Genomic DNA, 24,452 nt, shown 5'->3' with positions numbered 1-24,452 from the left:
GGGTGGAGTGACGAGCACCACTCTCGCTCTCGCAAAACTATTCAGGAAGAGCAGATCCCCTATCCCACCTATACATGGTGTTTATAGTCAGAGCATGGCCGCCGATCCGCTCCACAACCTCGACCTCAACCTGCTGCTCTCCCTCGACGCGCTGCTCGAGGAGCGCAACGTGACCCGGGCCGCGGAGCGGCTCGGACTGAGCCAGCCGGCGGTCTCGGCGGCCCTGCGGCGCCTGCGGCGCCACTTCGGTGACGAGCTCCTCGTCCGCACCGGCAACCGCTACGACCTCACTCCGCTGGCCACGCAGCTGCGGGGCACCACCACGACGGCGCTCGCCGGTGTGCGACGGGTCTTCGAGGCCGAGCCCGGCTTCGACCCCGAGACCTCGACACGCGAGTTCACCGTGGTCGCCTCGGACTACTCCGCGACCGTCCTCGGCGACCATCTCGCCACCGAGGTCGCCCGGGAGGCCCCGGGGGTCCGCCTGCGGTTCCAGCTGCAGACCCATGCCGACGTCGACCAGGCGCCGGAGTCCCTGCGCCACGTCGACGGGATGGTCCTCCCCCACGGCTTCGTCCACGAGGTGCCCGCCGTCGAGCTGCACACCGACAGCTGGGTGCTCGTCGTCTCCGCCGACAACGACGCCGTCGGCGACGCGGTCACCATGGAGGAGCTCGCCGAGATGCCGTGGGTCGTCACCCACCACGCCCCGACCGCGTTCACCCCAGCCGTACGCCAGCTCAGCATGATCGGCCTCGATCCCGACATCCACGTGGTGACCGAGAGCTTCCTCCCGGTGCCCTTCCTGGTCGCCGGGACACCGCGCGTCGCCCTGCTGCAGCGCCAGCTCGCCACCCGGCTGGCCGGAGCCGCCGGCGTCCGCACCCTCGACTGCCCCTGGGACGTACTCCCGCTCAAGGAGGCGTTCTGGTGGCATCCCTCCCACCGCGCCGACCCGGCGCACGGCTGGCTGCGCCGGATGATGGCGCGTGCCGCAGCACGGTTGGATCAGCCGCACTGACCCCACGTCATCGACCGGACTGATACCCAGCAGAAGCAGATTTGGCTTCCGCAATACCTCCCGCGTCTCCCACGATTCTGTGACTGCTGTCACACAATCTCGGCCGACCGTGGGAGACCCCATGCCCGACACCACCACGCCGTCCCGGCGAGCCGGACGCCCCCAGGGCTTCCTGCTGATGTTCATGAGCTGCCTGCCGATCCTCGGCGCGGTGCTGCTCGCTCCTGTCCTGCCCCGGATGCAGGACCACTTCGGCGACAGCGGCGCAGCCACCGCGCTGGTGCCGCTCTCGCTCACCGTCCCGGCCCTGATGATCGCGCTGCTGGCGCCGTTCGCCGGCCGCATCGTGGACAGGTTCGGCCGCAAGCGGCTGCTCCTGATGGCCCTGGCGGTCTATGCCGTCTTCGGCACCGCGCCGCTGTGGCTCGACGGGCTCGCCGCGATCGTGCTCAGCCGCGCCGGGGTAGGCGTCGCCGAGGCGGCCATCATGACCTGCTGCACGACGCTGATCTCCGACTACTTCTCCGGCACCGAGCGCGACCGCTGGCTGGGCATGCAGACCGTGTTCGCGTCGCTGTCGGCGACCTTGTTCTTCGCTCTCGGCGGAGCGCTCGGCGCCCAGGACTGGCGCACCCCGTTCTGGCTCTACGCCTCCAGCCTGCTCTTCCTCGTCCTGGCCGCGACGCTCATCTGGCAGCCCGCCGGCGAGACCGCACGGGCTGGTGAGCGCACACCCCTGCCGCCGCTGCCGGCCCGTGCCCTCGCGCTGCCGTGCGCGGTCACCCTCGTCGGCGGCATCGTCTTCTACACCCCGATCGTGGAGCTGCCCTACGTCCTCGACGCGGCCGGGATCACCGCTGTCCCCGTCATCGGCGCGTTCACCGCGCTGGCCTCGCTCGCGACGGCCGGCGGTGCGTACGCCTTCGGCCGGGTCTCCCGCCGCGGCACCGCGTTCCTGCTCCCCCTGGCCTTCCTGCTGGCCGGAGCCGGTCTGGTCGTCCTCGGTGCCACCTCGGTGGTGCCGGTCATCGTGCTCGGCGCGGTGGTCGCCTCGGCCGGCACCGGCCTGATGCTGCCCACCCTGCTCGTCTGGGCGCAGTCCGGGCTCAGCTTCGAGCAGCGCGGCCGCGGCACCGGCCTGTGGACCGCCGCGCTGTTCCTCGGCGAGTTCGTCTGCCCGCTGCTGGTCGTGGCCTTCACCGGTGCCCTCGGTGGCCTCGGTGCCGCCGTCGTCCTGGTCGGTGCCGTCGCCGTCCTCCTCGCCCTCCTCACCCGTCGCGTCCTCATCCGGCGCGTGCCGGTCACCGCGTGAGGACCTGAGGAGGTCAGGAAACCGGCATACCGGGTACCGGATCACTCCGTCGCCGAGCGAGGGAGCCTGCCATGACATCTGCCGTCACACCCGAAACCGGGCGATCGGCTCGCCTCCGGGCGCGCCTCCGTCGGCTGCCGTGGGGTCAGGCCCTGACGACGGCGGTCGCGGGAGCGATCGCCTTCTGGGTCGGCGCGGTCTTCCCCGGGCCGGCGGGCGAGTTCCCCTACTACGCGCCTCTGGGTGCCGTGGTGGCGATGTCGTCGACCGTGCTGGGCTCGGTTCGTACGTCGGTGCAGAGCATCGTGAGCATCTGGCTCGGCTCGGCGATCGCCCTGGCCATCGGGGCGGTGCTCTCGCCGAGCCCCGCGACCGTGGCGCTGGTGATCGGGGTGGGGACGATCGCGGGAACCTGGCGTTGGCTCGACGATGCGGGCCACTGGGTCCCGACGGCCGCCCTGTTCGTGCTCATCATCGGGACCGAGGATCCGGTGGCGTTCGTGAGTGCCTTCGGCGGCCTCACCCTGATCGGCGCCGCGATCGGGGTGGTGATGACGATGCTCTTCCCCCAGCTGCCGCTCGCGCCCACGGAGCGGGCGATCAGCGACGTGCGCAGCGAGGTCCTCGTCCAGCTCCGGCGCCTGGCACATGCCCTGCAACGGGACACGCCACCGACACAGACCCAATGGAGCGACCTCCTGGCGCAGCTGGAGCCCGCCCTGCAGAGCATGCGCGCCGCGAGGCAGCTCGTCCTCGATGCGTCCCGCGCGAACAGGCGCCGGGAACGCCACCGAGACCGCCTGGACAGGCAGCTCGAGCAGGCGGCGAGCCTGGAGCGGGTGTGCCTGCTGGTCGAGGAGCTCACCCAGCTCCTGGAAGAGGAGGAACGAGAAGGCAACGACCAGCTCGGGCTCGGCCCGGAGCTGCGTCCTCCCACGGCGCGGGCGCTGCTCGCCCTCGCGGATCTGGTGGAGTCGGGAGACGGGCTCACCGCCGACCCGGAGGCCAAGGTGGACTCACAGGCCGCTCTGGCGGCACTGGTGGATCAGATCCACGACGTACGTGTGAGCGAATCCTCCGACGACGAGCTCTTCACCGCCGGCAGCATCGTCACCACCATCCGGCGGTGCATCGAGACTCCGCGACCCGTCCACCGATGAGGCCACCGACGACACCACCGATGAGCCACCTGGGCACCACGACGGTTGCAGGGCGTGGCATTCTGAGCCGCATGCCCCTGAGCCTGCCACGCCTCGCCTTCGCTCTCGTCGCCCTTCTGGCCGCGCTTCTCGTGATGACCTCGTGCGGCGACGAGGAGCCGACCAAGGGACGTACGCCGAAGCAGGTGCTCGCCTCGGCGCAGAAGCACCTCGACGAGACGAGCGGGATCAACTTCTCGATCGCCTCCGACGACCTGCCCGAGGGCATCACGACGCTGAAGGCGGCGACCGGGACCCTGACCCGCGAGCCGGCGTTCCAGGGCACGCTGACCGTGCCCGTGATGGGCGCCGAGGCGCAGGTCGAGGTGGTCTCGGTCGACGGCGTCGTCTACGCGAAGCTGCCGTTCACGACCGCGTTCCAGGAGCTCGACCCGGCCGACTACGGCGTACCCGACCCGGCGGCGCTGATCGCGCCGGAGACCGGCATCTCCTCCCTGCTCTCCGCGACCCAGGACGTGAAGATCGGCAAGTCGGTGCGCGGCGGCGCCGACAACGACGAGATCCTCTCGACCTACACCGGCACGCTGCCGGCCACCGCGGTGCAGAAGATCCTCGCCGGCGCGGCCGGTGACTTCGACGCCACCTACGTCATCAACGACTCCGACGAGCTCACCGAGGCCACCATCAAGGGCCACTTCAGCGGCGAGGGCGAGGCGGCGTACTCCTACACGATCGACGTGACCGACTACGGCGTCGAGAAGGAGATCACCAAGCCGTGAGGGCGGTCCTCTGGCTGGCTGCGATCGCGGTGGCGTTCGCCGCCGCGGACACCTACGTCGTCGTGCTGGCGCTGCCGGACATGATGGCGGGCGTCGGGCTCTCGATCGAGGAGCTGCAGCGGGCCGCACCGCTGATCTCCGGCTTCCTGCTGGGCTATGTCGCGGTGCTGCCGCTGATCGGACGGCTGGCCGACCTCCTCGGGCATCTGCCGGTGCTCGTCGGCGGGCTGGTGGTCTTCGCCTTCGGCTCGTTCCTGACCGCGCTCTCGTGGGACCTGGCGGCGATGGTGGTCGGCCGGTTCTTCCAGGGGCTGGGCGGCGGCGCCCTGGTGCCGGCGACCCTCGCCCTGGTCGCCGCGCTCTATCCGGCCGAGCGCCGTGGGGTGCCGCTCGGGCTGGTCTCGGCGGTCCAAGAGCTCGGCTCCGTGCTCGGGCCGCTCATCGGCGCGGTGGTGCTCGCGATCGCCGACTGGCGGGCGATCTTCCTGCTCAACCTCGTCGTCGGCGTCGTGCTGGCAGTCGCGATCCGGCGGCTGGGCCGCTCGGGCACCCCTGCCGAACCGTCCCTCCGGCCGGACCTGATCGCGCTGCTGCTGTTGCTCCTCGCCGGCGTCGCCTTCGTCCTCCTCGCGATCGAGCCGACCGCCCTCGTTCAGGACCTGACCTGGGGTGCGCTCTACGTGCCCGCGGCCGGGTCGACGCACTGGCTGACCCCGCTCGGCCTGGTCACGATCGTCGCCACGCTCGCCTTCCTGCTGAAGTGGGGCCTGCGGCCGGGCGTACGCCGCGTGCTCGGCCGGATCACCGAAGAGGTCGATCTGCTCGGCGCGCTGCTGCTCTCGATCGCCCTGGCCGGGGTGATCCTCGCCTTCGCGACCGCCGACCCCGAGGTGGCGGTCTTCTCCGAGCAGGGCACCTGGTATCTGGTCGCCGGCGGGCTGGCGCTGCTGGGCTTCGTCTTCCACCTGCGCCGGGCGCAGGACCCGATCGTGCCGCGGGGCGCGTTCGCCCGGATGCCCGCCTGGGGCTCGGTGCTGATCTCGTTCTTCGTCGGGGCGGCGCTGGTGGCGGCGCTGATCGACGTGCCGCTCTTCGCCCGCACCACCATCTACGGCGACAGCCAGCTGAAGGCGGCCCTGGTGCTGCTGGAGTTCCTGGTCGCCCTACCGGTGGGTGCCGTCGTGGGCGGCTTCCTCACCCGGCGGCTGCCCGCCGGCGTGATCGCGGGCGGCGGGATGCTGCTGGCGGCGGTGGCGTTCGTGCTCATGGCCCGCTGGGACGCCGACGCGCTGCGCTCGGCGTCGGCGACGGTCGTGCTGGTCACCGGCGGACTCGGGTTCGGTCTCGCGCTGGCGCCGGTCAACGCCTCGATCCTGGCCACGACCGAGCAGTCGATGCACGGTCTGACCACGTCCTTCACCGTGGTGGCCCGCATGGTCGGCATGCTCGTCGGCATCTCGGCGCTGACCACGCTCGGCCTGCGCAGCTACTACGCCGCCCAGGCCGACCTGCCGTCGCTGTCGTCGGTGTGCACCGGCGGCGGCATGTGCGAGGACTACCAGGACCTGCTCATCGGCGCCGCCATCGCCCAGGAGCACACCGTCTTCGCCGGCGCCGCGGTCAGCGCCGCGATCGCCGCCGTCCTCGCCGTCGTCCTGCTGCGGGGCGCGCCGACCCGGGCCCTGTCGCCGACCGAGACCGTCACCGCGCTCTAAGGGGTCTCGACGTACTCCGGACGAGTGGAGCCCATCCGCTCGTGCGTCGCGTTCCGTCGTCCGCCGGCCCGCTCGACCGCGCCGAGCGCAGCGCCGAGGCCGAACGTCGGCATGTTGCCGTAGAGCGTCTCGACCTGGTCGGCCGGGACCCGGTAGGTCTCGTGCCAGATCCCGATGTCGCCGGTCGAGGCCGCGCGCCGGTTGAAGGCGGCCCAGGCCGGAGCGTGCGTGAGCGACGGGTCCTTGGCGAACCGGCCGAGCTCCTCGACGCTGCGCCAGTACTGCACCGTCATCAGCACCCTCCCCGACCAGTAGCTGCGCGCCGAGAGCAGCCCGAGGTCCGGGTTCTTCGCGAGCTCGGCGAGCATCCGCGGCATCGCGACGAACACCGGGAACCAGCTGCGCACCTTGCGCCAGCGGTTGACGCGCATCCCGATCAGGAACACGACGACCTCGCCGGTGCCGGCCTCGGCGACACGGTGGCCGGGCGCGACGCCGCTCGGCACGTTCTTCGGAGCCTCCCGGTAGGCCCGGGCGATCTTCGACATTCCCGTCTCCTCACTGGATAGTTACAGTATCTAGTCTAGGATAGTGCTCCTATCCAGCAGGACTGTCAACCACTTTCACGGAGGAACGATGCGGATCTCCGAGCTCGCCGACACGACCGGCGTCAGCGTCGCGACGATCAAGTACTACGTACGCGAGGGCCTCCTCTCCCCCGGCAGGAAGCTGTCCGAGCGCCTGGCCGACTACGACGACCAGCACGTACGCCGCCTCCGCCTGCTCCGCGTGCTCCGCGATGTCGGCTCCGTGCCGGTCGGAGCGCTCAAGGCGCTGGTCGACGCCACCCAGGACCGCCGCGCTTCGGTGCACGACATGTTCGGCAGGGCCTGCGACGCGCTCCGCACCGAGACGGCCGTCCCCGAGGTCCCCGACGAGCACACCCGCGCGCTCGCCGACCAGATCGTGGCCCGGGCAGGGTGGACGAAGGTCAGGCCGGACGCACCCGAGCGCGACCGGCTCGCCGGCATCATCAAGGTCATCCTCGACAGCGGCCTCCCCACCGACCCGGAGGGCGCGGCGACGTACCTCCCGCTCGTCGACGCGATCGCCGCCTACGACCTCGATCAGATCGACGACACCCGGGACCGCGAGGCCATGATGGAGCAGATGGTCCTGGGCCAGGTCGTCCTCGGCGAGTTCCTGCTCTCCCTACGCCGCCTCGCGCACGAGCACCACAGCGCCCTGCGGTTCGCCGGCCGCCGCTGACCCGGTCACTGGTCGATCCGGATCCGCAGGCGCTCGCGAGTGGGGATCCGCGGATAGGTGCTCCCGCGCTCCACCACGCTCCAGGAGGCGCCGGCGAAGATCTCGACGGTGGCGGCGATCATCGCGATCGTGGACGGCTCGCCGGGACACCGGTGGCCCTCGGCCGGGTCTCCCCCGCCCTGCGGCACCAGCTCGAACGGGTCGACGTCACGGTCGACGAACCGCTCGGCGGAGAAGGTGTAGGGCGCGGTCCACGACCCCGGGTCCAGGTTGGTTCCCGGGACGTCGAGGACGACCCGCTGGCCGGGTGCGACGGGCTGGCCGTCCCAGTCGGCGTGCTGGCGGGCGATGCCGGCCAGCGCGGGGACGAACGGGAAGAGGCGGCGTACCTCCTGGGTGAAGGCGTGCCGCCGCGAGGGGTCCTCGGCGAGCGCCGGACGCAGTCGTGGCTCGTCGTCGAGGGTCTGGACGGCGAAGGTGCCGAGGTAGGCCACCGCGACGGCGGGCCGGAGCACGTTGAGCAGCTCGACGGCAGCCACCGAGACCGGCAGCAGCTCGTCGTGCGGGTCCCGCCAGGCGGCGATGATCTCCACCGGCGTCGAAGGCGGGGCCGATGACCGGGTCGTGGCGGACCGCGCCTCGCGGATCAGCCCGCGCGCCCAGCGGTTGGCCCAGAGCCGGGCCGCCCAGGCCGAGGCGTAGGACGGGCCGGAGAACCCGAACCCGTCGACGATCGCGGCCAGGCGCCGCCCGACCCGGTCGGGATGGGGCACCGAGATGCCGGCCCACTCGAGGACGGCACGACCGTAGACCTCGGACAGCAGGGTGAACACGCCCACCGTCTCCCCGCGACGGTCCCGGAAGGACGCGCGCAGGTGGCGGCGTACGAGGTCGTGGAGGGTGGCGTCGGCATCGTCGAGCAGGTCGAGGAAGTGCGCCTTGCGGTGCAGGTGGTCGGGGCCGTCCAGGCCGTGGACGGCGCCACGGCCGAAGAGCAGGAACGCCAGCGGCGCCGGCACCGCGCCGGCGCGCCGGATGAGCTTGGTGTCGTAGAAGCGGCGTACGGAGGCGGGACCGCTCACGACCAGGGCGTCGTCCCCGAGGAGCTTGACCGGGCAGACCGGCGGATCGCCGGCCCGTCGCCGAGCGTCGGGGATCGCGTGGTAGCCGTGCCGGAGCAGGTCTGCGGCGAGATCGCGGGTCATCCGGATCCCGCCGTCAGGAGCCGCTGGTGACCCGGTCGCTCACCCCGGTCACACCGACCTCGTGAGCGCAGTGCGCGCAGCAGAAGATGTGCTGCTCGTTCTGTACGCCGTGACCGAGGATGCGGGTGCCGCAGTTCACGCACACCGGCGCGATCACGGAGACCGCGCACTCGATCGAGTCGAAGACATGATGCTCACCCGAGGCCGTGGTGACCTCGAAGCTCTCGTCGTACTCGTTGCCGCACGTGGCGCACTTACCCATGGTGGGTCCTTTCCATCGACTTCGTCACCGGACTTCGTCACCGGACTTCACACGGACACCACGCGGCCCGGGGCCCACGAGGGGCACCGGACCGCACGGTGTCTAGGTGAAGATGCTCACCCCACCGGGGCCGACCAACAGACCGACCACGATGAGGACAGCTCCCCACAGGATTTGGCCACGGACCAGCGCCAGGATGCCGCCGATCACCAGGACTGCCGCGATCAGCCATAGAAGTAGTGCCATTGTGATCTCACCTCGGTGTGTAGTTGTTGCGGGGGGAAGCTCAGACGTTTCCGTCCAAGCGGCTTCGGAGCAGGGCCTTCGCCTCCTCGGCACCCTGCACGGAGTTGGCCTGCGCACGGAGGAACAGGTCCTCGAGGTCGCTGTCCTTCGAGCGGCGCGCGTCCTGGATGTAGGTGTCCAGACGCAGCGCGTTGTCCAGGCAGGCCTCGGTGAACCAGATGAGGTTGTAGTCCTTGTCAGGGGTTCCCGTGACGGTTCCGGTCTCAACGCTCTTCGTGGTCATGCGGATCACTCCTCATGAGTTCTCTCTTGCGTACAGCCCTGCCGGTACCCACCCCCGCGCGACCGCAAACCTCCCGTCCCGGGAAACCCTCAGGCGAGTGCGAACCGCTCCCACGAGCGGTGCGCACCGAGGAGATCGGGAAGCTCGGCGGCGGCGATCGAGCTGGACTCCTCGGCCTTGACGCCGGGCGCCGGCACCGCGATCCCCGCGGTGGCGACCACCTCGACGCCGTTCCCCCAGGCCAGCAGCGCCTTGCCGTGCCGGAAGATCTCCTCGACCAGCAGCATCACGTGCGGGTCCGAGCCGACGGCGGCCGCGCCGTCGGCGACCACGAGCGCGTCGAACTCCACGGAGCGAGCGGTGGAGAACGTACGCTGCACGGCCACGTCACCGCCGAGCGGTGCGGCCGTCGGCGCGACGACCATCGGCATCATCAGCGACCCGCGAAGCGCCGCGCACAGCCCGTCGATCTCCTCGGCCGGGCTGTCCGGGCCGACGACGATCCCGACTGTCCGGCCGTCCGGCGGGTAGGAGCCACCGAGCATCGACAGCGCCGGGCTCGGGTCCGGGTCGGCGAGCTCGCCCTTCGGCGAGGGCGCCGTCAGCCCGAGGGCGGCGGCGACGCCGCCGCACAGGTCGGGGGCGATCTCGGCCAGGCACTGGAGCTGTCGCTCCCGGATCGCCGGCTCGTGGACCTTGCCGAGCTCGAAGGCGTACGCCGCGACGATGTGCTGCTTCTCGACCGGCGTCATCGAGAGCCAGAAGAGGCGCGGCTGGCTGAAGTGGTCGTCGAACGAGGCCGGCTGCTCACGCTGCTTGGCCGTCTCGGGCACCCTCACCGGGTTGTCCAGGAAGGCTCCCTGCGGGTCACCGGCCAGGAACGGGCAGCCCGCGTCGAGGGAGTTCGGGTGGTAGGGCGCGACCCCACGGTGCACCTCGTCCTGATGGAACCCGTCGCGCAGCATGTCGTTGACCGGCGCGTGCGGCCGGTTGACCGGGATCTGGTTGAAGTTCGGCCCGCCGAGCCGGGTCAGCTGGGTGTCGACGTAGGAGAACAGCCGCGCCTGCATCAGCGCGTCGTCGGTGACGTCGATGCCGGGGACGAGGTTGCCGACGTGGAACGCGACCTGCTCGGTCTCGGCGAAGAAGTTGTCGGGGTTCCGGTCGAGGACGAGCCGGCCGATCGTCTGGACCGGCGCGATCTCCTCGGGGACCAGCTTGGTCGGGTCGAGCAGGTCGATGCCCTCGTACGTCTGCTGGGGTGTGTCCGGGAAGACCTGGACACCCAGCTCCCACTCGGGGTGGGCGCCGGCCTCGATCGCGTCGGCGAGGTCGCGGCGATGGAAGTCAGGGTCGAAGCCGCCGAGCATCTGGGCCTCCTCCCACAGCAGCCCGTGCACGCCGAGCTTCGGCTTCCAGTGGAACTTGGCCAGGCTCGTCTCCCCCGCGGCGTTGATGAGCCGGAAGGTGTGGACGCCGAAGCCCTCCATCATCCGGTAGGAGCGGGCGATGCCGCGGTCGGACATGTTCCACAGGGTGTGGTGCTGGGCCTCGGTGTGCAGGGAGACGAAGTCCCAGAAGGTGTCGTGCGCGGACTGGGCCTGCGGGATCTCCCGGTCGGGGTGCGGCTTGCCGGCGTGGATGATGTCGGGGAACTTGATGCCGTCCTGGATGAAGAAGACCGGGATGTTGTTGCCGACGAGGTCGAAGGTCCCCTCCTCGGTGTAGAACTTGGTCGCGAACCCGCGGGTGTCGCGCACCGTGTCGGCGCTGCCGCGCGATCCCAGCACCGTGGAGAAGCGCACGAAGACCGGTGTCTCGCGGCCCTCGGCGAGGAAGCCGGCGCTGGTGACCGTCTCGGCGGTGCCGTACGCGGTGAAGGTGCCGTGCGCGCCGGCGCCGCGGGCGTGGACCACGCGTTCGGGGATCCGCTCGTGGTCGAAGTGGGTGATCTTCTCGCGCAGGTGGTGGTCCTGGAGCAGGGTCGGGCCGCGCTCGCCCGCCTTGAGGGACCGGTCGGTCTCCCGCAGGCGCACACCGCCCGAGGTGGTCAGCCACTCGGTCTGGTCGGGGGCACCGGAGCTCGGCGTGTCGGTCATGGCGGTCCTTCGGTCGGGTACAGGTCTTTACCTCCCGTACCCGCACCCGGGCCGCACGATGCCCGCACGGTGCCCGGGCGCGCTCGGGCGCGCCTGCGTCAGCCGGCGCTGCCGCTGGCGACCCAGCGGAGCACGTCGTCCCACTCGTCGAGGAACCGGTCGAGGCCGTAGCGGCGCCGGGCGTGCCGGCGCCCGATCAGCCCGGCCTCCTCGGCGACGTCGGGATCCTTCATCAGGTGGCGTACGGCCGGGACGATCTCGTCTCGGCGGGTGGTGACGTAGCCCGCCTCATGAGGGACCGCGAGCGGTGTCTCGGTCGTGGCGAGGGCGACGACCGGCATGCCGAGGTGCATCGCCTCGATCAGGGAGAGCCCCAGCGAGGTCCAGCGGTTGAGGTGGACATAGACGCGACGCCGCGCGAGGTGGTCGTGCAGATCCTCCTGCGAGAGGTTCTCGTACGTCCGCAGCCCCTGGTACGCGGGCAGCTGCTCGACGCGCATCCCGAAGACGTCGGCGCCGACGCCCTCGGCCAGCGCCGGAAGGAGATCGGCGCCGACCGAGCGGCCGCGGCGTACCGGATCGTTGACGACCACACCGGCGCGCTCGATGTCACCGGTGTAGCGGCGGCCCGGGTCGACGATGCCGTGCTCGATCACGGTGGTCGGGGTGCCGCTACAGTCCCAGACGAGGTCGTTGAAGCCGGTCACGTGCACGATCGGGATGTCGCCGCCCGCCATCGGGTGACGGGTGTCGGGGACGCTGCCGGCCGGGGTGTTGTGCTCCAGGTAGACCGCGGGGATGTCGCGTCCCGGCCGTCGTCCGCCGAGCCACCGCTCGGCCAGGTCGACCTCGTGCGGGCGCTGCAGGACGACGACGTCGACCTCCTCCTCGACGAGGGCGTCGGCGGCGACCTCGCGGGCGGACGACGGCCACTCCCAGGTGCGGGCGCGGCCGAGACCGTCGGGACCGCGGTCGGGCGTCACCGGGAGGAGGTAGTCGTGGCGGCCGTGCACGAACGCCGTCGTCCAGGAGCCGTGCACGTGCCAGATCAGGATTCTCATTCCCCATCGGTGCCCGGGAGCACCTTCGGTGATGCGGCGGAGCGAGACAAGTTCCGCCGCGAGGCGACTCAAAGCGCTTCGCGTCGGGTACGGGAAGCACTTCGCATCCCTATCCGGTCCGGAAGGCAGCACAGATGAAGGTCCTTGGCGTCAACGCCCTCTTCCACGACCCCAGCGCAGCACTCGTCATCGACGGCAGGACGGTCGCGGCGGCCGAGGAGGAGCGCTTCTCGCGCCGCAAGCACGGCCACCGGCCGGTGCCGTTCGCGGCGTGGGAGCTCCCCGACCACGCGATCCGATGGTGCCTGGAGGAGGCCGGGCTCGAGCCCGGTGACCTGGACGCCGTCGCCTACTCCTACGACTGCTCCCTGGCCCGGCCGGCGGACGAGATGGGGCTGCACGACCCGTGGGACGGCCTGCGCCAGGCGTACGCCGCCCATGCACCGGACTTCCTGACCAACATCCTCCCCGGCCTGGACCGGGCCGACGTACGTTTCGTGCCCCACCACGTCGCCCACGCCGCCTCCGCGGCGCTGGCCTCGCCCTACGTCGCCGAGGGCAGCGACGTGCTCGTCCTGGACGGGCGCGGCGAGTGCCACAGTCATCTGGCCGGCACCTACGACGCGAACGGGTCGCTGACGACCCTGCGCAGCCAGGAGCTGCCGCACTCGCTCGGCCTCGTCTTCGAGGAGCTCACCGAGCATCTGGGGTTCCTGCGCGCCAACGACGAGTACAAGGTGATGGCGCTCGCCTCCTACGGCAAGCCGTTCGCGGCCAGCGGTCACCGGATCGAGGAGCTGACCGAACGGATCCGGCTCACCGGCGACGGCGGGTTCATCACCGAGCCCATCGACTGGTCCGCTCTCGCGCCGCGGTTGAGGCCCGGCGAGGACTGGACCGCCGACCACGCCGACCTGGCCGCGAGCGTGCAGCTGCGCTTCGAGGAGGTCCTGGTCGAGCTGGCCCGGTGGCTGCGCGGGAAGACCGGCGGCAGCCATCTGACGCTCGCCGGCGGGGTGGCCCTCAACTGCGTCGCCAACACCAGGCTGGTCGAGCGCAGCGGCTACGAGAACATCTGGGTGCAGCCGGCGGCCGGCGACGCCGGTACGGCGCTCGGCGCCGCCCTGCAGATCGCGGCCGACAACGGCGACGTCCTCGAGCCGATGCCGGGCGTCGCGCTCGGGCGTGGCTGGTCCGAGGAGGAGATCGAGGCTGCGCTGAGCACCGCCCGGGTCTCCTACGAGCGGCCGGCCGACCTCGCCGCCACCGTCGCCGAGACGCTGGCCGGCAACGGGATCGTCGCGTGGTTCCAGGGGCGCAGCGAGTTCGGTCCGCGCGCGCTCGGGCACCGCTCCCTGCTCGCCCATCCCGGACGCCAGGAGAACCTGGAGAGGATCAACGACGTCAAGGGCCGCGAGCAGTTCCGGCCGGTGGCACCGATGGTGCTCGCCCAGCGGGCCGCGGACATCTTCGAGCGCGGGCCGCTGCCCTCGCCGTACATGCTCTTCGTCCACGACGTCGCGGCCGAGTGGCACGCCCTGATCCCGGCGGTGACCCATGTCGACGGCACCGCCCGGGTGCAGACCGTGGATCCCGCCGAGGAACCCCTGGTGGCACAGATGCTCGCCGAGTTCGAGGCCCGGACCGGGCTGCCCGTCGTGGTCAACACCAGCCTCAACACCGCGGGACGGCCGATGGTCGACTCGCCGCGGGACGCGCTGGAGTGCTTCGGGTCCGCACCGATCGACCTGCTCGCGATCGGCCCGTTCGTCGTACGCCGCGGAGGGACGTTCCGATGACCATCGACACCACCATCGTCATCCCGACGGTGGGCCGCGACAGCCTGTGGACGCTGCTGGACGCGCTGGCGGAGCAGACCGTGCCGCTGCACCATCCGGTGATCGTGGCCGACGACCGTCCCGACGGTGACGACCTGGTCCTCGGGGACCGGACGATCGACGTCGAGGTCGTCCGCACCGGAGGTGGCGGTCCGGCCCGCGCCCGCAACATCGGCTGGCGGCACGCCCGCACCCGCTGGATCTCGTTCCTCGACGACGACGTGGTGCCCGACGTGTCCTGGTATCGCGACCTCATCGCCGACCTGCGTCTGCTCGAGGACTACCCCGAGCAGGAGATCGTCGGCAGCCAGGGGCGCCTCACGGTCCCGCTCCCCGAGGGGCGCCGCCCCACCGACTGGGAGCGCAGCACCGCGAGCCTGGAGACGTCGGCGTGGATCACCGCCGACATGAGCTACCGCCGCGACCGGCTCGCCGCGGTCGGCGGCTTCGACGAGCGGTTCCACCGGGCCTTCCGTGAGGACGCCGACCTGGCCCTGCGCCTGGGCGCCGAGCGTGGCCGGATCGTCACCGGCAGCCGGCACGTGACCCATCCCGTGCGGCCCTCCGACGACTGGGCGAGCCTGCGGGCCCAGGCGGGCAACGCCGACGACATCCTGATGCGAGCGGTCCACGGGCCCGGCTGGCACGAGCGCGCGAAGGCTCCCGAGGGGCGCCGGAAGACACACCTGGCGATCACGGCGGCAGGCGTGGCCGCCGTCGCCGGACTGCTGTCGCGGCGCCGGTCGCTCGCGGCGGCGGGCACGCTGGGCTGGCTCGCCGGCACCGCCGAGTTCGCCCGCCACCGCATCGCCTCCGGCCCGATGACCGCCGGTGAGATCCGGCGGATGCTGCTGACCAGCGCCGCGATCCCGGCCGCCGCGACGTGGCACCTGCTGCGGGGCGTACGTCTCCACCACGGCGCTCCGCCGTGGCGAGGCATCCCGGAGCTGGTCCTGCTCGACCGCGACGGCACCCTGGTCGAGGACGTTCCCTACAACGGCGACCCCGACCTGGTGCGTCCGCTGCCCGGTGTCCGTCAGGCCCTCGACCGGCTCCGGGCCGAGGGGGTCCGGCTGATGATCGTGACCAACCAGTCCGGTATCGGCCGCGGCATCATCTCCGAGCCGCAGGCCGACGCCGTCGACGAGCGGGTCGTCGAGCTGCTCGGTCCGTTCGAGGCGGTGCTCCGCTGCCCGCACTCCCCCGACGACCAGTGCTCGTGCCGCAAACCCTCCCCTGACCTGCTCAAACAAGCGCTCGCCACGACCGGCGTGCACCCGGACCGCGCGGTGATGATCGGGGACATCGGCAGCGACATGGACGCCGCGACGCACGCGGGCGTGCACGGCTTCCTGGTCCCGACGACGCAGACGCGCCGCGAGGAGGTCGACGCCGCCCCACGCTCGGCCGCCGGCCTCGTCCAAGCCGTCGACCAGATCCTGGGAGGCGCGTGGTGAGGACCCTTGTCGTACGCCTGGACTCGATGGGCGACGTGCTGCTCGCCGGGCCGGCCGTGCGCGCGATGGCCGCGACCAGCGACCACGTGACGATGCTGTGCGGCCCGCGGGGCCGCGAGGCCGCCGAGCTGCTGCCGGGGGTCGACGAGGTGCTCTGCTGGGAGGCACCGTGGATCCTCGCCGACCCGCCGCCGGTCGACCCCGACGACGTCGAGCTGCTCCGCAAGCGGCTCGAGACCGGGCTGTTCGACCGGGCCGTGATCCTCACCAGCTTCCACCAGTCGCCGCTGCCCACCGCACTCGTGGCCAGGCTCGCCGGGATCGGCCGGATCGGCGCGGTCAGCACCGACTATCCCGGCTCGCTGCTCGACCATCGGGTGCGGGTTGAGGAGGACATCCCCGAGCCCGAGCGGGCGCTCGCCGTCGCCACCGCGTGCGGTGGCCGGCTGCCCGCCGGCGACGACGGCCGGCTGGCGGTCCGCGCCGCTCACCGACCGCCGCCGGTGGACCCTCCCTACGTCGTCCTCCATCCGGGCACCTCGGCACCCGCCCGCGCCTGGCCGGCACAGCACTTCCGCGACCTCGGAGACCAGCTGGGGCTGCTCGGCCTCGGTGTGGTCGTGACCGGTGGCCCCGAGGAGCAGCCGCTGACCGCGTACGTCGCCGGCGAGACCGGCACGGACCTCGGCGGGTCCCTCGGCCTCGACGAGCTCGCCGGCGTGCTCGCGCAGGCCGAGGCGGTCGTGGTCGGCAACACCGGCCCCGCCCACCTCGCCGCCGCCGTCGGCACCGCCGTCGTCTCGCTCTACGCCCCGACGATCAGCGCCGAGCGCTGGGCACCCTACGGCGTCGACCGGGTGCTCCTCGGCGACCAGAACGCCGCCTGTCGCGACACCCGCGCTCGCGAGTGCCCCGTCCCGGGTCACCCGTGCCTGACCGAGGTCACGCCCGACGATGTGCTCACCGCGCTCGGCACCCTCGGCGTACGTCCATCCGAAACCGTGGGAAGGAGCCGCTGATGCGCGTCGCACTCGTCTCGGAACATGCCAATCCCCTCGCCGCCCTGGGAGGTGAGGACGCAGGTGGCCAGAACGTCCATGTCGCCGCCCTGGCCGCAGGCCTGGCCGATGACGGCCACGAGGTGACCGTCTACACCAGGCGCGACGACCTCAGCACGCCGGCGCGCGTGCGGACCGACGGCTACGTGGTCGAGCACGTCCCGGCCGGGCCGCCGGCCGAGGTGGCCAAGGACGACCTCCTCCCCTACATCCCGGAGCTGGCCCGGCGGCTCCAGGAGGCGTGGCTCCTCGAGCCGCCCGACCTGGTCCACACGCACTTCTGGATGAGCGGGCTCGCCTCGCTCGCCGGTGTCCGGGAGCTGGGCGTACCGCTGGTGCAGTCCTTCCACGCGCTCGGCTCCGTCAAGCGCCGCCAGCAGGGCAGCGCGGACACCAGCCCGCCGGAGCGGATCGGGCACGAGCGCCGGCTGTGCGTCGAGGCCGACACGGTCATCGCGACCTGCACCGACGAGGTCCGCGAGCTCCGCCGGCTCGGCCTGCCCGACGGCCGCGCGACCGTCATCCCCTGCGGTGTCGACACCGACCGGTTCCGGCCCGGACCCGGCGTGCTCGCCGACCGCCTGCGGCTGCTGGTCCTGGGCAGGATGGTGCCCCGCAAGGGGATCGGCAACGTCATCGAGGCGCTCGGCCGGCTCGTCCACGACGAGGGGCTCGACGTCGAGCTGGTCATCGCCGGCGGTCCGGCACGCAGGGACCTCGACTCCGACCCCGAGGCGATGCGGCTGCGGGAGATCGCGGCACACCACCGTGTGGCCGACCGGACGATCTTCCTGGGCAGCGCCGACCGGGACGACGTGCCCGGCCTGATCCGGAGCAGCGACGCCGTGGTCTCCGTGCCCTGGTACGAGCCCTTCGGGATCGTGCCGCTCGAGGCGATGGCCTGCGGCCGCCCGGTGGTCGGCACGGCCGTCGGCGGGCTCCTCGACACCGTGGTCCCGGGGGTCACCGGCGACCTGGTGACGCCGAGAAGACCCGACGAGCTCGCCCGCGTCCTGGCCACCCTGCTGCGCGATCCCGAGCGCCGACGGCGCTACGGCGACGCCGGCCGGCGACGTGCCGTCGAGCGCTACGACTGGCGCCACGTCCTGGCTGCCACCGAGGACCTCTACGAGCGGGTCACCCGAACCGCCCGATCCCCCCGATCCCGCCGCTCCAACGGAGCCATCGATGCGAAGGAGGCAGTCCGATGACAACCCCGTGCGCTCACGAGCATCTCGCCGAGCTGAGCCAGACCCTGCAGAAGTTCGGCGGCTGTGTCGACATCGCCGACGAGTGGGGCGTACGCCTCGCCGCGGTCCTCGAGGCCGGCGGCCGGCTCCTCGCCGCGGGCAACGGCGGCAGCGCCGCCCAGGCCCAGCACCTGACCGCCGAGCTGGTCGGCCGCTACCGCGAGGACCGCGCACCGTTCTCGGCGATCTGCCTCTCCGCGGAGACGTCCAGCCTGACCGCCATCGGCAACGACTACCCGCCCGAGGAGCTCTTCGCCCGGCAGGTCGAGGCGCACGGGCGGCCGGGTGACGTCCTCGTGCTGATGTCCACCAGCGGTCGCAGCGGCAACCTGCTCGCGGCCGCCCGTCGCGGGCGCCGGGCCGGGCTGCAGGTGTGGTCGATGACCGGGCCGGTCCCCAACCCGCTGGCCGACCTCTCCGACGAGCACTGCTCCGTCGACGCCCGCTACACCGCCACCGTGCAGGAGATGCACCTGGTCGCACTGCACATCATGTGCGCCGCGCTCGACCGCGAGCTCGGCGTCGGGGAGCCGGCACGGCCCTCGGTCGAGGACCTGGAGGTGCTCTGATGGCTATCCGGATGGTCGTCGTCGGCGACGTGCTGCTCGACGTGGACGTCACCGGAGACGTACGCCGCCGGCTGCCGGAGGCGGACGCGCCGGTCATCGACCGTCCGCGCGAGCGATTCCGTGCCGGCGGGGCCGGGCTGGCGGCGGCCCTCGCCGCCGCCGACGGTCACGACGTCGTCCTGGTGACTGCGCTGGCGGCCGACGCGGCGGGCTCACGGATCCACGAGCTGTGCCGCGACGCGGGCGTCACCGTCCTCGCCGTGCCGCAGGACGGCAGCACCCCGGTCAAGCGCCGGATCATCGCCGATCGGGGTCCGGTCGCTCGGCTCGACGAGGGCTGCTGTGGCTCGATCGAGCCGGTTCCGTTCGATGCGCTCGACGCGATCGGGTCGGCCGACGCCGTCCTCTTCTCCGACTACGGCCAGGGGATGTCGAGCGTGGCCAACCTCCGTCGCGCCCTGAGCAGCGTGACCGCCACGACCTCGACGCCCGTCGTCTGGGACCCCCACCCGCGTGGCGACATCCCGGTCCCCGGCGTACGTCTCGCCACCCCCAACCGGGCCGAGGCCGCCGCCTTCGCCGGTCAGACCGCCGACACGGGTGCGAGCGAACATGCCACCGCGCTGGTGGAGGCCTGGCAGGCTCGCGCCGTCTGCGTCACCCTGGGCTCGGAAGGTGCCGTCCTGGCCGAGGGCGAGGCAGCAGCGCCGGTGGAGATTTCCGCCCGCCGCGTCGGACGCCAGGACACCTGCGGGGCCGGTGACCGGTTCGCGGCCACGGTGACGGCGAGCCTCACCGGCACGACGGCGACCGAGGCGGCCGTGAAGACCGCCGTCGAGGCTGCCGGCGACTTCGTGGCCTCGGGTGGAGCAGCCGCGTTCACACCCGTCGAGCGGCGCAGCAAGGACCGCACGATCGTCGCCACCGGCGGATGCTTCGACCTGCTCCACGCCGGGCACGTCGCCACCCTCCAGGCGGCACGCCGGCTCGGCGACCGGCTGATCGTGTGCCTCAACTCCGACGACTCCGTCCGCCGACTCAAGGGCGCGGACCGCCCGGTCGTCCCCGAGCAGGACCGCGCCCGGATGCTGGCCGCGCTCGACTGCGTCGACGACGTCGTCCTCTTCGACGAGGACACGCCCGCGCACGTGCTCGCCGAGGTCCGTCCCGACATCTGGGTCAAGGGCGGCGACTACGACGAGGACAGCCTCCCCGAGAGCGACCTGGTGGCCACCTGGGGCGGCCGTACGGTCGTGGTCCCCTTCCACGAGGGCCACTCCACCACCGCGCTGATCGAGACCGCCAGGGCCGTTCCCCACCGATGAGGACGGCGCTGGTCTACCGCGCGCTCGGGCTCGGCGACCTGCTCGCCGGAGTGCCGGCGCTGCGCATGCTCCGGCGGGCCCTGCCGCACCATCACATCGTGCTGGCCGCGCCCGCGTCCCAGATCCGGCTGATCACCCTGGCCGCCGTCGTCGATCAGGTCATCGCCACCGAGGAGCTCGAGCCGGTCGCCTGGACCGGCCCGCCTCCGGACGTCGCCATCGATCTGCACGGCAACGGGCCTGCCTCCCGCAACCTGCTCCGGGCTCTCGGTCCCCGGCGTCTGATCGGCTTCGAGGAACCCGACGGGCCAGCGTGGGACCCGGCCGAGCACGAGCGTCACCGCTGGTGCCGGCTGCTCGCCACCACGCTGGGGGCCGACGCCGACCCCGACGATCTCCGGCTCCCGCCTCCCGACCTGGACCCGCCACCCGAACGGGACGCGATCCTCATCCATCCCGGCGCGGCCTCCGCGAGCCGCCGCTGGCCGCCCGACCGGTTCGCGGCCGTGGCCACCCGGATGACCCTGACCGGCGCCCCCGTCCTCGTCACCGGCTCCCCCGCCGAGCACGATCTGGCCGAGGAGGTACGCTCCCGCGCCGGTCTCCCGGCCACGGCGAACCTGGCAGGCAGCACCGATCTGATGGCGCTCGCCGCCCTGGTGGGCGCGGCTCGGCTGCTGATCAGCGGGGACACCGGGATCGCCCACCTGGCCTCAGCCCTGGGCACCCCCTCGGTGGTCCTGTTCGGGCCGACCCCGCCCTCGGTCTGGGGGCCGCCGCCGGGCCCGCACATCGCGCTCTGGCACGGCGACGGTCCCGGTGACCCGCACGCCGACGTACCCGACCCGGCGCTCCTGCGCCTACGGGTCGACGAGGTCAACGACGCGGCGTTGCGTCTGCTGTCGGGTCGGTGACGTCCTCCCGCCACCGAGCCGTACGCTTGAGCCCCTCCTCGAGCGACATCTCCGGCTCCCAGCCGAGGAGCAGCCGGGCACGGGTGAGGTCCGGGCGGCGTACGTGCGGGTCGTCCGCCGGCAGCGCCACGTGATGGATCCGCGAGTCGGACCCGGTCAGCTCGATGATCAGCCGGGCGAGCTCGAGCATGGTGACCTCGTGGTCGTTGCCGATGTTGACCGGTCCCGCCACGTCTGCGCAGGCGAGCCGCAGCAGGCCCTCGACGGTGTCCTCGACCCAGCACAGCGAGCGGGTCTGCGAGCCGTCACCGGCGACCGTCAGCGGCTCCCCGCTCAGTGCCTGGCCGAGGAAGGCCGGCACGACCCGGCCGTCGTCCAGGCTCATCCGGGGGCCGTAGGTGTTGAACAGGCGCGCCACCGCGACGTCGACGCCCCGCTCACGGGCATAGGCCATCGTGGTCGCCTCGGCGAACCGCTTCCCCTCGTCGTAGACGCTGCGCAGGCCGATCGGGTTGACGTGGCCCCAGTACTCCTCGCGCTGCGGGTGCACCTCGGGCTCACCGTAGACCTCGGAGGTCGAGGTGAGGACGAACCGGGCGCCGTGACGCGACGCCAGCTCGAGGGCGTTGACCGTGCCCTCGCTCGCCACCTTCAGTGTCTCCAGGGGAAGCCGCTGGTAGTGCACCGGTGAGGCCGGACAGGCCAGATGCATCACCAGGTCGACACCACCGGGGTCGGGGATCGCGTGGCTGACGTCGGCGAGGGTGATCGCGAAGCCGGGACGGCCGAAGAGATGCTCGATCTTGTCGGCCGAGCCGGTGAGCAGGTTGTCGACGATCCACACCTCGGCACCGGCGTCGAGCAGCCGTTCGCTGACCCACGATCCGACGAAGCCGGCCCCGCCGGTGACCACCACGCGGGCACCGCACAACGACTCTTCCCAGTCGTTCATCGCGGATAGCCTTCGTTGCGCAGCATCACCACGGCGCTCTGCAGACAGGCCTCTTCGGGGAGCGTGACCGCGAACCGGATCAGCTCCGCCACGATCCTCGGGTCCATCATCCGCTCCGGCGGCAGGCCCCACTGGTCCATCATCGGGGTGGCCATCGCGGCCGGGTTGATCGCGCTCACCCGGACCGGCCACTCGCGCTCGCGCGCCTCGGTCTGCATCACCTCGGTGAGCTTGAGCAGCGCCGCCTTGGAGGAGTTGTACGCGGCTGCGCCGGACCCGACCGTCAGGGCGCTGATCGAGGCGATGCTGACGATGTCGGCCACGGGCTGGGCCGGTCCGTCCTCGAGCGCCAGGCGGTGGCGTACGAAGGCACGGGAGAGTCGCATCGGGCCGTCCACGTTGACGCCGAAGACGCCGTCCCACTGGTCGTCCTCGATGTCGACGAGGTCCGAGCCGCGGTCGGTGCCGGCGTTGTTGATCAGCAGGTCGAACCGGGCCCCGAACCGTTGCGAGAGGTCGGCGACCGTCTTCTCGACCGCCGAGGGTGAGGTGACATCGAGGTCGACGGCCTCGGTCTCGCCGCGCCGGGGTTCGCCACGGATCAGCTCGACGGTCTCCTGGGCAGCGTCGGGGTCCCGGTCGCTGACCGCGACGTACGCTCCGGAGACACTGAGCATCCGGCTCGTGGCCCGTCCCAGCCCGCTCCCGGCGCCGGTGACCAGCGCAACCCTGCCCTCGAGACCGTTCATGCCGAACGTTTCGTTCATGGTGTTCCTCCCAGCGCGTTTGTCCGTACATCTGCACCGGTACCCGCAGCCACCTGCCACAGCCCGGCCGGTCCACTTCCCACCCGAAAGGGTGGTTGCGGCGGCGAAGAGGCACACCCACGAGGGTGAACTTGGCGCCGAAGCCGTTGGGGAGGGCTCGATCCGGGCACTAACCACCCATGACGACGATGACTTTCGAGACGGACCTACCCCGAGCCGAGCGCCAGCGTCTGACCGCAGAGCTGCTGGCAGAGGCATACCAGGCGGAAGGAGAGGACAAGGATCGGATTCTCGAAGAGGTGATCCTGCTCAACGCAGCGGTCGCCCGCTCGATCGCTCACCGTTACACCGGACGCGGCATCCCCCGCGCCGACCTGGAGCAGGTGGCGTACATCGCCCTGGTCCGGGCGGCGAAGAGCTTCCACCCCGACCGCGCCGACGACTTCCTCACCTATGCCGTACCCACGATCCGCGGTGAGGTGAAGCGCTGGTTCCGCGACCACGGTTGGACCGTACGTCCGCCGCGTCCCATCCAGGAGCTGCAGAGCACGCTGCTGCGGATCGGCTCCGAGCGAGGCAACCTGCCCACCTCCGAGCTGGCCGAGATCGCGCACGTCCCGGAGCAGAAGGTACGCGAGGCTCTCGACGCCCGCGGCTGCTTCACCCCCTCCTCCCTGGACGCCCCGCTGCGCTCGAGCGAGTCCCAGTCCTCCTCGGAGGCCACCATCGGCGACATGCTGCCCGGCATCGACGGCGGACTCGCCGACTGCGAGACCCGTCTGGCCCTGGAGCAGGCGATCCACGTGCTCTGCCCCCGCGACCAGCTCGTCGTCCGGCTGCGCTTCATCGAGGACCGCAGCCAGGCCGAGATCGGCGAGGCCATCGGCGTCACCCAGACCCAGGTCTCCCGCATCCTGACCAGGATCATCGACGAGCTGCGCGAGCAGCTCGAGGGCGTCGGTATCGCCGCATGACCCGCATCCACGACGGGTACGGGGACCTCGACAGTCGCCCCACACAGCCGTCTGACACACGAAGGAGATCTGGCATGACGTACTCAACGATCACCGGCGAGCGCGACGACACCGCCCAGCGCTCGCTGTGGAACGGCACGCCCAAGACCAAGTGGCAGGAGTCGTCCTGGGGCAAGCGGATCGCGGCTGTCGCCGCCGTCCTCGTCCCGGTCCTGATGACCGTCGTCACCACCGCCATCCGCAAGAAGGGCACCGACGCCCTGCTGCGAAAGTTCAAGGGAGGTCGGAAGAAGTGAGGACGAAACGAAACCTCTTCACCTTCGCCCTGGGCGGCGTAGCCGGCTACATCGTCGGCCGCTACCCCGCCGCGACCTACGAGACCCTCCGTGACGGAGCGGGGGTGACCCTGGGCATGGCACGCGAGCGGATCGGCACCATGCCGCACCCCTTCGGCCATACCGGCGACCACCGGGCGCGCACCACAGCCCCTCCGGCGGCCGATGACGACCTCGAACGTACGTCCACGGCGTACGTCTCCCGGCCGCACCCGTAGTCCCACTCATCGTCGTTGGACCACTCGGCGGCTGTCGGCTCCTTGGGCCGGCAGCCGCCGACCCTTGTGCGGAGGTGTTCCCGGCGGGGTCCGGCGCAGCCGATCCGGTCGGGTTCGACTCGGGAGTCTTGGCAGTCACGCCGCCGGCGACTCATGCCTCCCCGCGCGCCCGCGGCTTCGACTGAGGTCGAAGCTGGACGACGGTGGAACCACCGACCAAAGGGGTGGCGGTGTGGCCATGGCGCGGTTGGTTCAGGGCCTGCGGGTAAACCGGATCGTGCCATCGGGTAGTCGTTCATGAAGGTAGGCCGGGTTGTGGGCCAACCGGTGATGATGCAGACACAGCAGCGCACCGTCTTCCAGATTGGTCTTGCCGCCGGCGG

The 24,452-nt window shown here is 71.8% G+C and carries 25 protein-coding genes; 16 read left to right on the top strand and 9 right to left on the bottom strand.

The genetic code is table 11. The annotated features are described in order from the left end of the window. The first annotated feature begins 94 nt into the window (after positions 1-94). The 5 genes from UG56_RS06965 to UG56_RS06945 all read left to right on the top strand — a co-directional run bounded on the left by UG56_RS06965 (position 95) and on the right by UG56_RS06945 (position 5,987). Positions 95-1,021: a LysR family transcriptional regulator gene (locus tag UG56_RS06965; protein ID WP_045550595.1), complete on the top strand. Its 927-nt coding sequence runs from the start codon at positions 95-97 to the stop codon at positions 1,019-1,021. 121 nt (positions 1,022-1,142) lie between these two features. Further along, positions 1,143-2,333 carry an MFS transporter gene (locus UG56_RS06960; RefSeq protein ID WP_045550596.1) on the top strand — a complete coding sequence of 397 codons (1,191 nt, stop codon included), beginning with the start codon at positions 1,143-1,145 and terminating at the stop codon, positions 2,331-2,333. Between the two features lie 71 nt (positions 2,334-2,404). Then, positions 2,405-3,493 (top strand): FUSC family protein, encoded by a 1,089-nt coding sequence (locus UG56_RS28260; protein ID WP_045550597.1) that lies wholly within the window; start codon positions 2,405-2,407, stop codon positions 3,491-3,493. A gap of 71 nt (positions 3,494-3,564) precedes the next feature. Further along, a complete protein-coding gene (locus tag UG56_RS28255) occupies positions 3,565-4,272 on the top strand; it encodes an LppX_LprAFG lipoprotein (protein WP_045550598.1) in 708 nt (235 codons plus the stop codon). Beyond that, positions 4,269-5,987, top strand: coding sequence for an MFS transporter (locus UG56_RS06945; RefSeq protein ID WP_045550599.1), 1,719 nt, complete (start codon positions 4,269-4,271; stop codon positions 5,985-5,987). The genes UG56_RS28255 and UG56_RS06945 overlap by 4 nt, the downstream gene beginning before the upstream one ends. Here UG56_RS06945 and UG56_RS06940 read toward each other — a convergent pair. Continuing rightward, complete coding sequence (locus UG56_RS06940; RefSeq protein WP_045550600.1) at positions 5,984-6,535, bottom strand: DUF4188 domain-containing protein; 552 nt, start codon at positions 6,533-6,535, stop codon at positions 5,984-5,986. The genes UG56_RS06945 and UG56_RS06940 overlap by 4 nt on opposite strands. A gap of 88 nt (positions 6,536-6,623) precedes the next feature. On the opposite strand from UG56_RS06940, the gene UG56_RS06935 reads away from it, so the two are divergent. Next, on the top strand, positions 6,624-7,256 hold the full coding sequence (locus UG56_RS06935) for a MerR family transcriptional regulator (protein ID WP_045550601.1): 633 nt from the start codon (positions 6,624-6,626) through the stop codon (positions 7,254-7,256). Positions 7,257-7,261: 5 nt separating this feature from the next. Here the strand turns inward: UG56_RS06935 and UG56_RS06930 are convergent, their stop codons facing one another. From UG56_RS06930 to UG56_RS06910, 6 genes are all read right to left on the bottom strand, one after another. Beyond that, positions 7,262-8,461 carry a cytochrome P450 gene (locus tag UG56_RS06930; RefSeq protein WP_045550602.1) on the bottom strand — a complete coding sequence of 400 codons (1,200 nt, stop codon included), beginning with the start codon at positions 8,459-8,461 and terminating at the stop codon, positions 7,262-7,264. Positions 8,462-8,474: 13 nt separating this feature from the next. Beyond that, positions 8,475-8,723 carry a hypothetical protein gene (locus UG56_RS06925; RefSeq protein WP_045550603.1) on the bottom strand — a complete coding sequence of 83 codons (249 nt, stop codon included), beginning with the start codon at positions 8,721-8,723 and terminating at the stop codon, positions 8,475-8,477. A gap of 102 nt (positions 8,724-8,825) precedes the next feature. Next, positions 8,826-8,969, bottom strand: coding sequence for a GPGG-motif small membrane protein (locus UG56_RS28250; protein WP_008361769.1), 144 nt, complete (start codon positions 8,967-8,969; stop codon positions 8,826-8,828). Between the two features lie 40 nt (positions 8,970-9,009). Further along, positions 9,010-9,252, bottom strand: coding sequence for a hypothetical protein (locus UG56_RS06920; RefSeq protein WP_045550604.1), 243 nt, complete (start codon positions 9,250-9,252; stop codon positions 9,010-9,012). Positions 9,253-9,341: 89 nt separating this feature from the next. Continuing rightward, positions 9,342-11,351, bottom strand: a complete 2,010-nt coding sequence (locus UG56_RS06915; RefSeq protein WP_045550605.1) for a catalase — start codon at positions 11,349-11,351, stop codon at positions 9,342-9,344. Between the two features lie 98 nt (positions 11,352-11,449). After that, the gene (locus tag UG56_RS06910) at positions 11,450-12,412 is read right to left on the bottom strand and encodes a glycosyltransferase (protein WP_071326925.1); all 963 of its coding nucleotides are present in this window, start codon (positions 12,410-12,412) and stop codon (positions 11,450-11,452) included. A gap of 134 nt (positions 12,413-12,546) precedes the next feature. Between UG56_RS06910 and UG56_RS06905 the strand changes: the two genes are divergently transcribed. The 7 genes from UG56_RS06905 to UG56_RS06875 are packed head-to-tail and all read left to right on the top strand — an operon-like array spanning position 12,547 to position 20,823. After that, complete coding sequence (locus UG56_RS06905) at positions 12,547-14,211, top strand: carbamoyltransferase family protein (RefSeq protein ID WP_045551973.1); 1,665 nt, start codon at positions 12,547-12,549, stop codon at positions 14,209-14,211. Then, positions 14,208-15,707, top strand: a complete 1,500-nt coding sequence (locus tag UG56_RS06900) for an HAD-IIIA family hydrolase (RefSeq protein ID WP_071326924.1) — start codon at positions 14,208-14,210, stop codon at positions 15,705-15,707. Before UG56_RS06905 ends, UG56_RS06900 begins: the two co-directional genes overlap by 4 nt. After that, a complete protein-coding gene (locus UG56_RS06895) occupies positions 15,704-16,726 on the top strand; it encodes a glycosyltransferase family 9 protein (protein ID WP_071326946.1) in 1,023 nt (340 codons plus the stop codon). The genes UG56_RS06900 and UG56_RS06895 overlap by 4 nt, the downstream gene beginning before the upstream one ends. Beyond that, the gene (locus UG56_RS06890; protein ID WP_071326923.1) at positions 16,726-17,976 is read left to right on the top strand and encodes a glycosyltransferase; all 1,251 of its coding nucleotides are present in this window, start codon (positions 16,726-16,728) and stop codon (positions 17,974-17,976) included. Before UG56_RS06895 ends, UG56_RS06890 begins: the two co-directional genes overlap by 1 nt. After that, on the top strand, positions 17,973-18,584 hold the full coding sequence (locus UG56_RS06885; protein ID WP_084100657.1) for a D-sedoheptulose-7-phosphate isomerase: 612 nt from the start codon (positions 17,973-17,975) through the stop codon (positions 18,582-18,584). Before UG56_RS06890 ends, UG56_RS06885 begins: the two co-directional genes overlap by 4 nt. Continuing rightward, positions 18,584-19,909 carry a D-glycero-beta-D-manno-heptose 1-phosphate adenylyltransferase gene (rfaE2, locus tag UG56_RS06880; protein ID WP_084100654.1) on the top strand — a complete coding sequence of 442 codons (1,326 nt, stop codon included), beginning with the start codon at positions 18,584-18,586 and terminating at the stop codon, positions 19,907-19,909. Before UG56_RS06885 ends, rfaE2 begins: the two co-directional genes overlap by 1 nt. Continuing rightward, entirely contained in the window at positions 19,906-20,823 is a 918-nt protein-coding gene (locus UG56_RS06875) for a glycosyltransferase family 9 protein (protein ID WP_045548050.1), read from the top strand. The genes rfaE2 and UG56_RS06875 overlap by 4 nt, the downstream gene beginning before the upstream one ends. Here the strand turns inward: UG56_RS06875 and UG56_RS06870 are convergent. Both UG56_RS06870 and UG56_RS06865 read right to left on the bottom strand, forming a co-directional pair. After that, a complete protein-coding gene (locus tag UG56_RS06870) occupies positions 20,786-21,775 on the bottom strand; it encodes a UDP-glucuronic acid decarboxylase family protein (protein WP_045548049.1) in 990 nt (329 codons plus the stop codon). The two genes, UG56_RS06875 and UG56_RS06870, sit on opposite strands and share 38 nt — an antisense overlap. Beyond that, on the bottom strand, positions 21,772-22,542 hold the full coding sequence (locus UG56_RS06865; protein ID WP_045548048.1) for an SDR family oxidoreductase: 771 nt from the start codon (positions 22,540-22,542) through the stop codon (positions 21,772-21,774). Before UG56_RS06865 ends, UG56_RS06870 begins: the two co-directional genes overlap by 4 nt. Before the next feature lie 188 nt (positions 22,543-22,730). Between UG56_RS06865 and UG56_RS06860 the strand changes: the two genes are divergently transcribed. The 3 genes from UG56_RS06860 (at position 22,731) to UG56_RS06850 (ending at position 24,069) form a co-directional block, all read left to right on the top strand. After that, positions 22,731-23,516 (top strand): sigma-70 family RNA polymerase sigma factor, encoded by a 786-nt coding sequence (locus UG56_RS06860; RefSeq protein WP_256206474.1) that lies wholly within the window; start codon positions 22,731-22,733, stop codon positions 23,514-23,516. A gap of 74 nt (positions 23,517-23,590) precedes the next feature. Next, entirely contained in the window at positions 23,591-23,812 is a 222-nt protein-coding gene (locus UG56_RS06855) for a hypothetical protein (RefSeq protein ID WP_045548046.1), read from the top strand. After that, a complete protein-coding gene (locus tag UG56_RS06850) occupies positions 23,809-24,069 on the top strand; it encodes a hypothetical protein (protein WP_045548045.1) in 261 nt (86 codons plus the stop codon). Before UG56_RS06855 ends, UG56_RS06850 begins: the two co-directional genes overlap by 4 nt. Positions 24,070-24,452: the final 383 nt, after the last annotated feature.

The organism is Nocardioides luteus, from assembly GCF_000960475.2.
Classification (GTDB): Bacteria; Actinomycetota; Actinomycetes; order Propionibacteriales; family Nocardioidaceae; genus Nocardioides; species Nocardioides luteus_A.
The sequence above is the reverse complement of the archived record's forward strand: the minus strand, read 5'-3'. Positions and strand labels throughout refer to the sequence as shown.

Bases quoted from the DNA above. Each gene is read 5' to 3' on its own strand.
- UG56_RS06965 (WP_045550595.1), top strand. From the start codon at position 95: ATGGCCGCCGATCCGCTCCACAACCTCGACCTCAACCTGCTGCTCTCC.
- UG56_RS06960 (WP_045550596.1), top strand. From the start codon at position 1,143: ATGCCCGACACCACCACGCCGTCCCGGCGAGCCGGACGCCCCCAGGGC.
- UG56_RS28260 (WP_045550597.1), top strand. From the start codon at position 2,405: ATGACATCTGCCGTCACACCCGAAACCGGGCGATCGGCTCGCCTCCGG.
- UG56_RS28255 (WP_045550598.1), top strand. From the start codon at position 3,565: ATGCCCCTGAGCCTGCCACGCCTCGCCTTCGCTCTCGTCGCCCTTCTG.
- UG56_RS06940 (WP_045550600.1), bottom strand. From the start codon at position 6,535: ATGTCGAAGATCGCCCGGGCCTACCGGGAGGCTCCGAAGAACGTGCCG.
- UG56_RS06935 (WP_045550601.1), top strand. From the start codon at position 6,624: ATGCGGATCTCCGAGCTCGCCGACACGACCGGCGTCAGCGTCGCGACG.
- UG56_RS06930 (WP_045550602.1), bottom strand. From the start codon at position 8,461: ATGACCCGCGATCTCGCCGCAGACCTGCTCCGGCACGGCTACCACGCG.
- UG56_RS06925 (WP_045550603.1), bottom strand. From the start codon at position 8,723: ATGGGTAAGTGCGCCACGTGCGGCAACGAGTACGACGAGAGCTTCGAG.
- UG56_RS28250 (WP_008361769.1), bottom strand. From the start codon at position 8,969: ATGGCACTACTTCTATGGCTGATCGCGGCAGTCCTGGTGATCGGCGGC.
- UG56_RS06920 (WP_045550604.1), bottom strand. From the start codon at position 9,252: ATGACCACGAAGAGCGTTGAGACCGGAACCGTCACGGGAACCCCTGAC.
- UG56_RS06915 (WP_045550605.1), bottom strand. From the start codon at position 11,351: ATGACCGACACGCCGAGCTCCGGTGCCCCCGACCAGACCGAGTGGCTG.
- UG56_RS06910 (WP_071326925.1), bottom strand. From the start codon at position 12,412: ATGAGAATCCTGATCTGGCACGTGCACGGCTCCTGGACGACGGCGTTC.
- UG56_RS06905 (WP_045551973.1), top strand. From the start codon at position 12,547: ATGAAGGTCCTTGGCGTCAACGCCCTCTTCCACGACCCCAGCGCAGCA.
- UG56_RS06900 (WP_071326924.1), top strand. From the start codon at position 14,208: ATGACCATCGACACCACCATCGTCATCCCGACGGTGGGCCGCGACAGC.
- UG56_RS06890 (WP_071326923.1), top strand. From the start codon at position 16,726: ATGCGCGTCGCACTCGTCTCGGAACATGCCAATCCCCTCGCCGCCCTG.
- UG56_RS06885 (WP_084100657.1), top strand. From the start codon at position 17,973: ATGACAACCCCGTGCGCTCACGAGCATCTCGCCGAGCTGAGCCAGACC.
- rfaE2 (WP_084100654.1), top strand. From the start codon at position 18,584: ATGGCTATCCGGATGGTCGTCGTCGGCGACGTGCTGCTCGACGTGGAC.
- UG56_RS06875 (WP_045548050.1), top strand. From the start codon at position 19,906: ATGAGGACGGCGCTGGTCTACCGCGCGCTCGGGCTCGGCGACCTGCTC.
- UG56_RS06870 (WP_045548049.1), bottom strand. From the start codon at position 21,775: ATGAACGACTGGGAAGAGTCGTTGTGCGGTGCCCGCGTGGTGGTCACC.
- UG56_RS06865 (WP_045548048.1), bottom strand. From the start codon at position 22,542: ATGAACGAAACGTTCGGCATGAACGGTCTCGAGGGCAGGGTTGCGCTG.
- UG56_RS06860 (WP_256206474.1), top strand. From the start codon at position 22,731: ATGACTTTCGAGACGGACCTACCCCGAGCCGAGCGCCAGCGTCTGACC.
- UG56_RS06855 (WP_045548046.1), top strand. From the start codon at position 23,591: ATGACGTACTCAACGATCACCGGCGAGCGCGACGACACCGCCCAGCGC.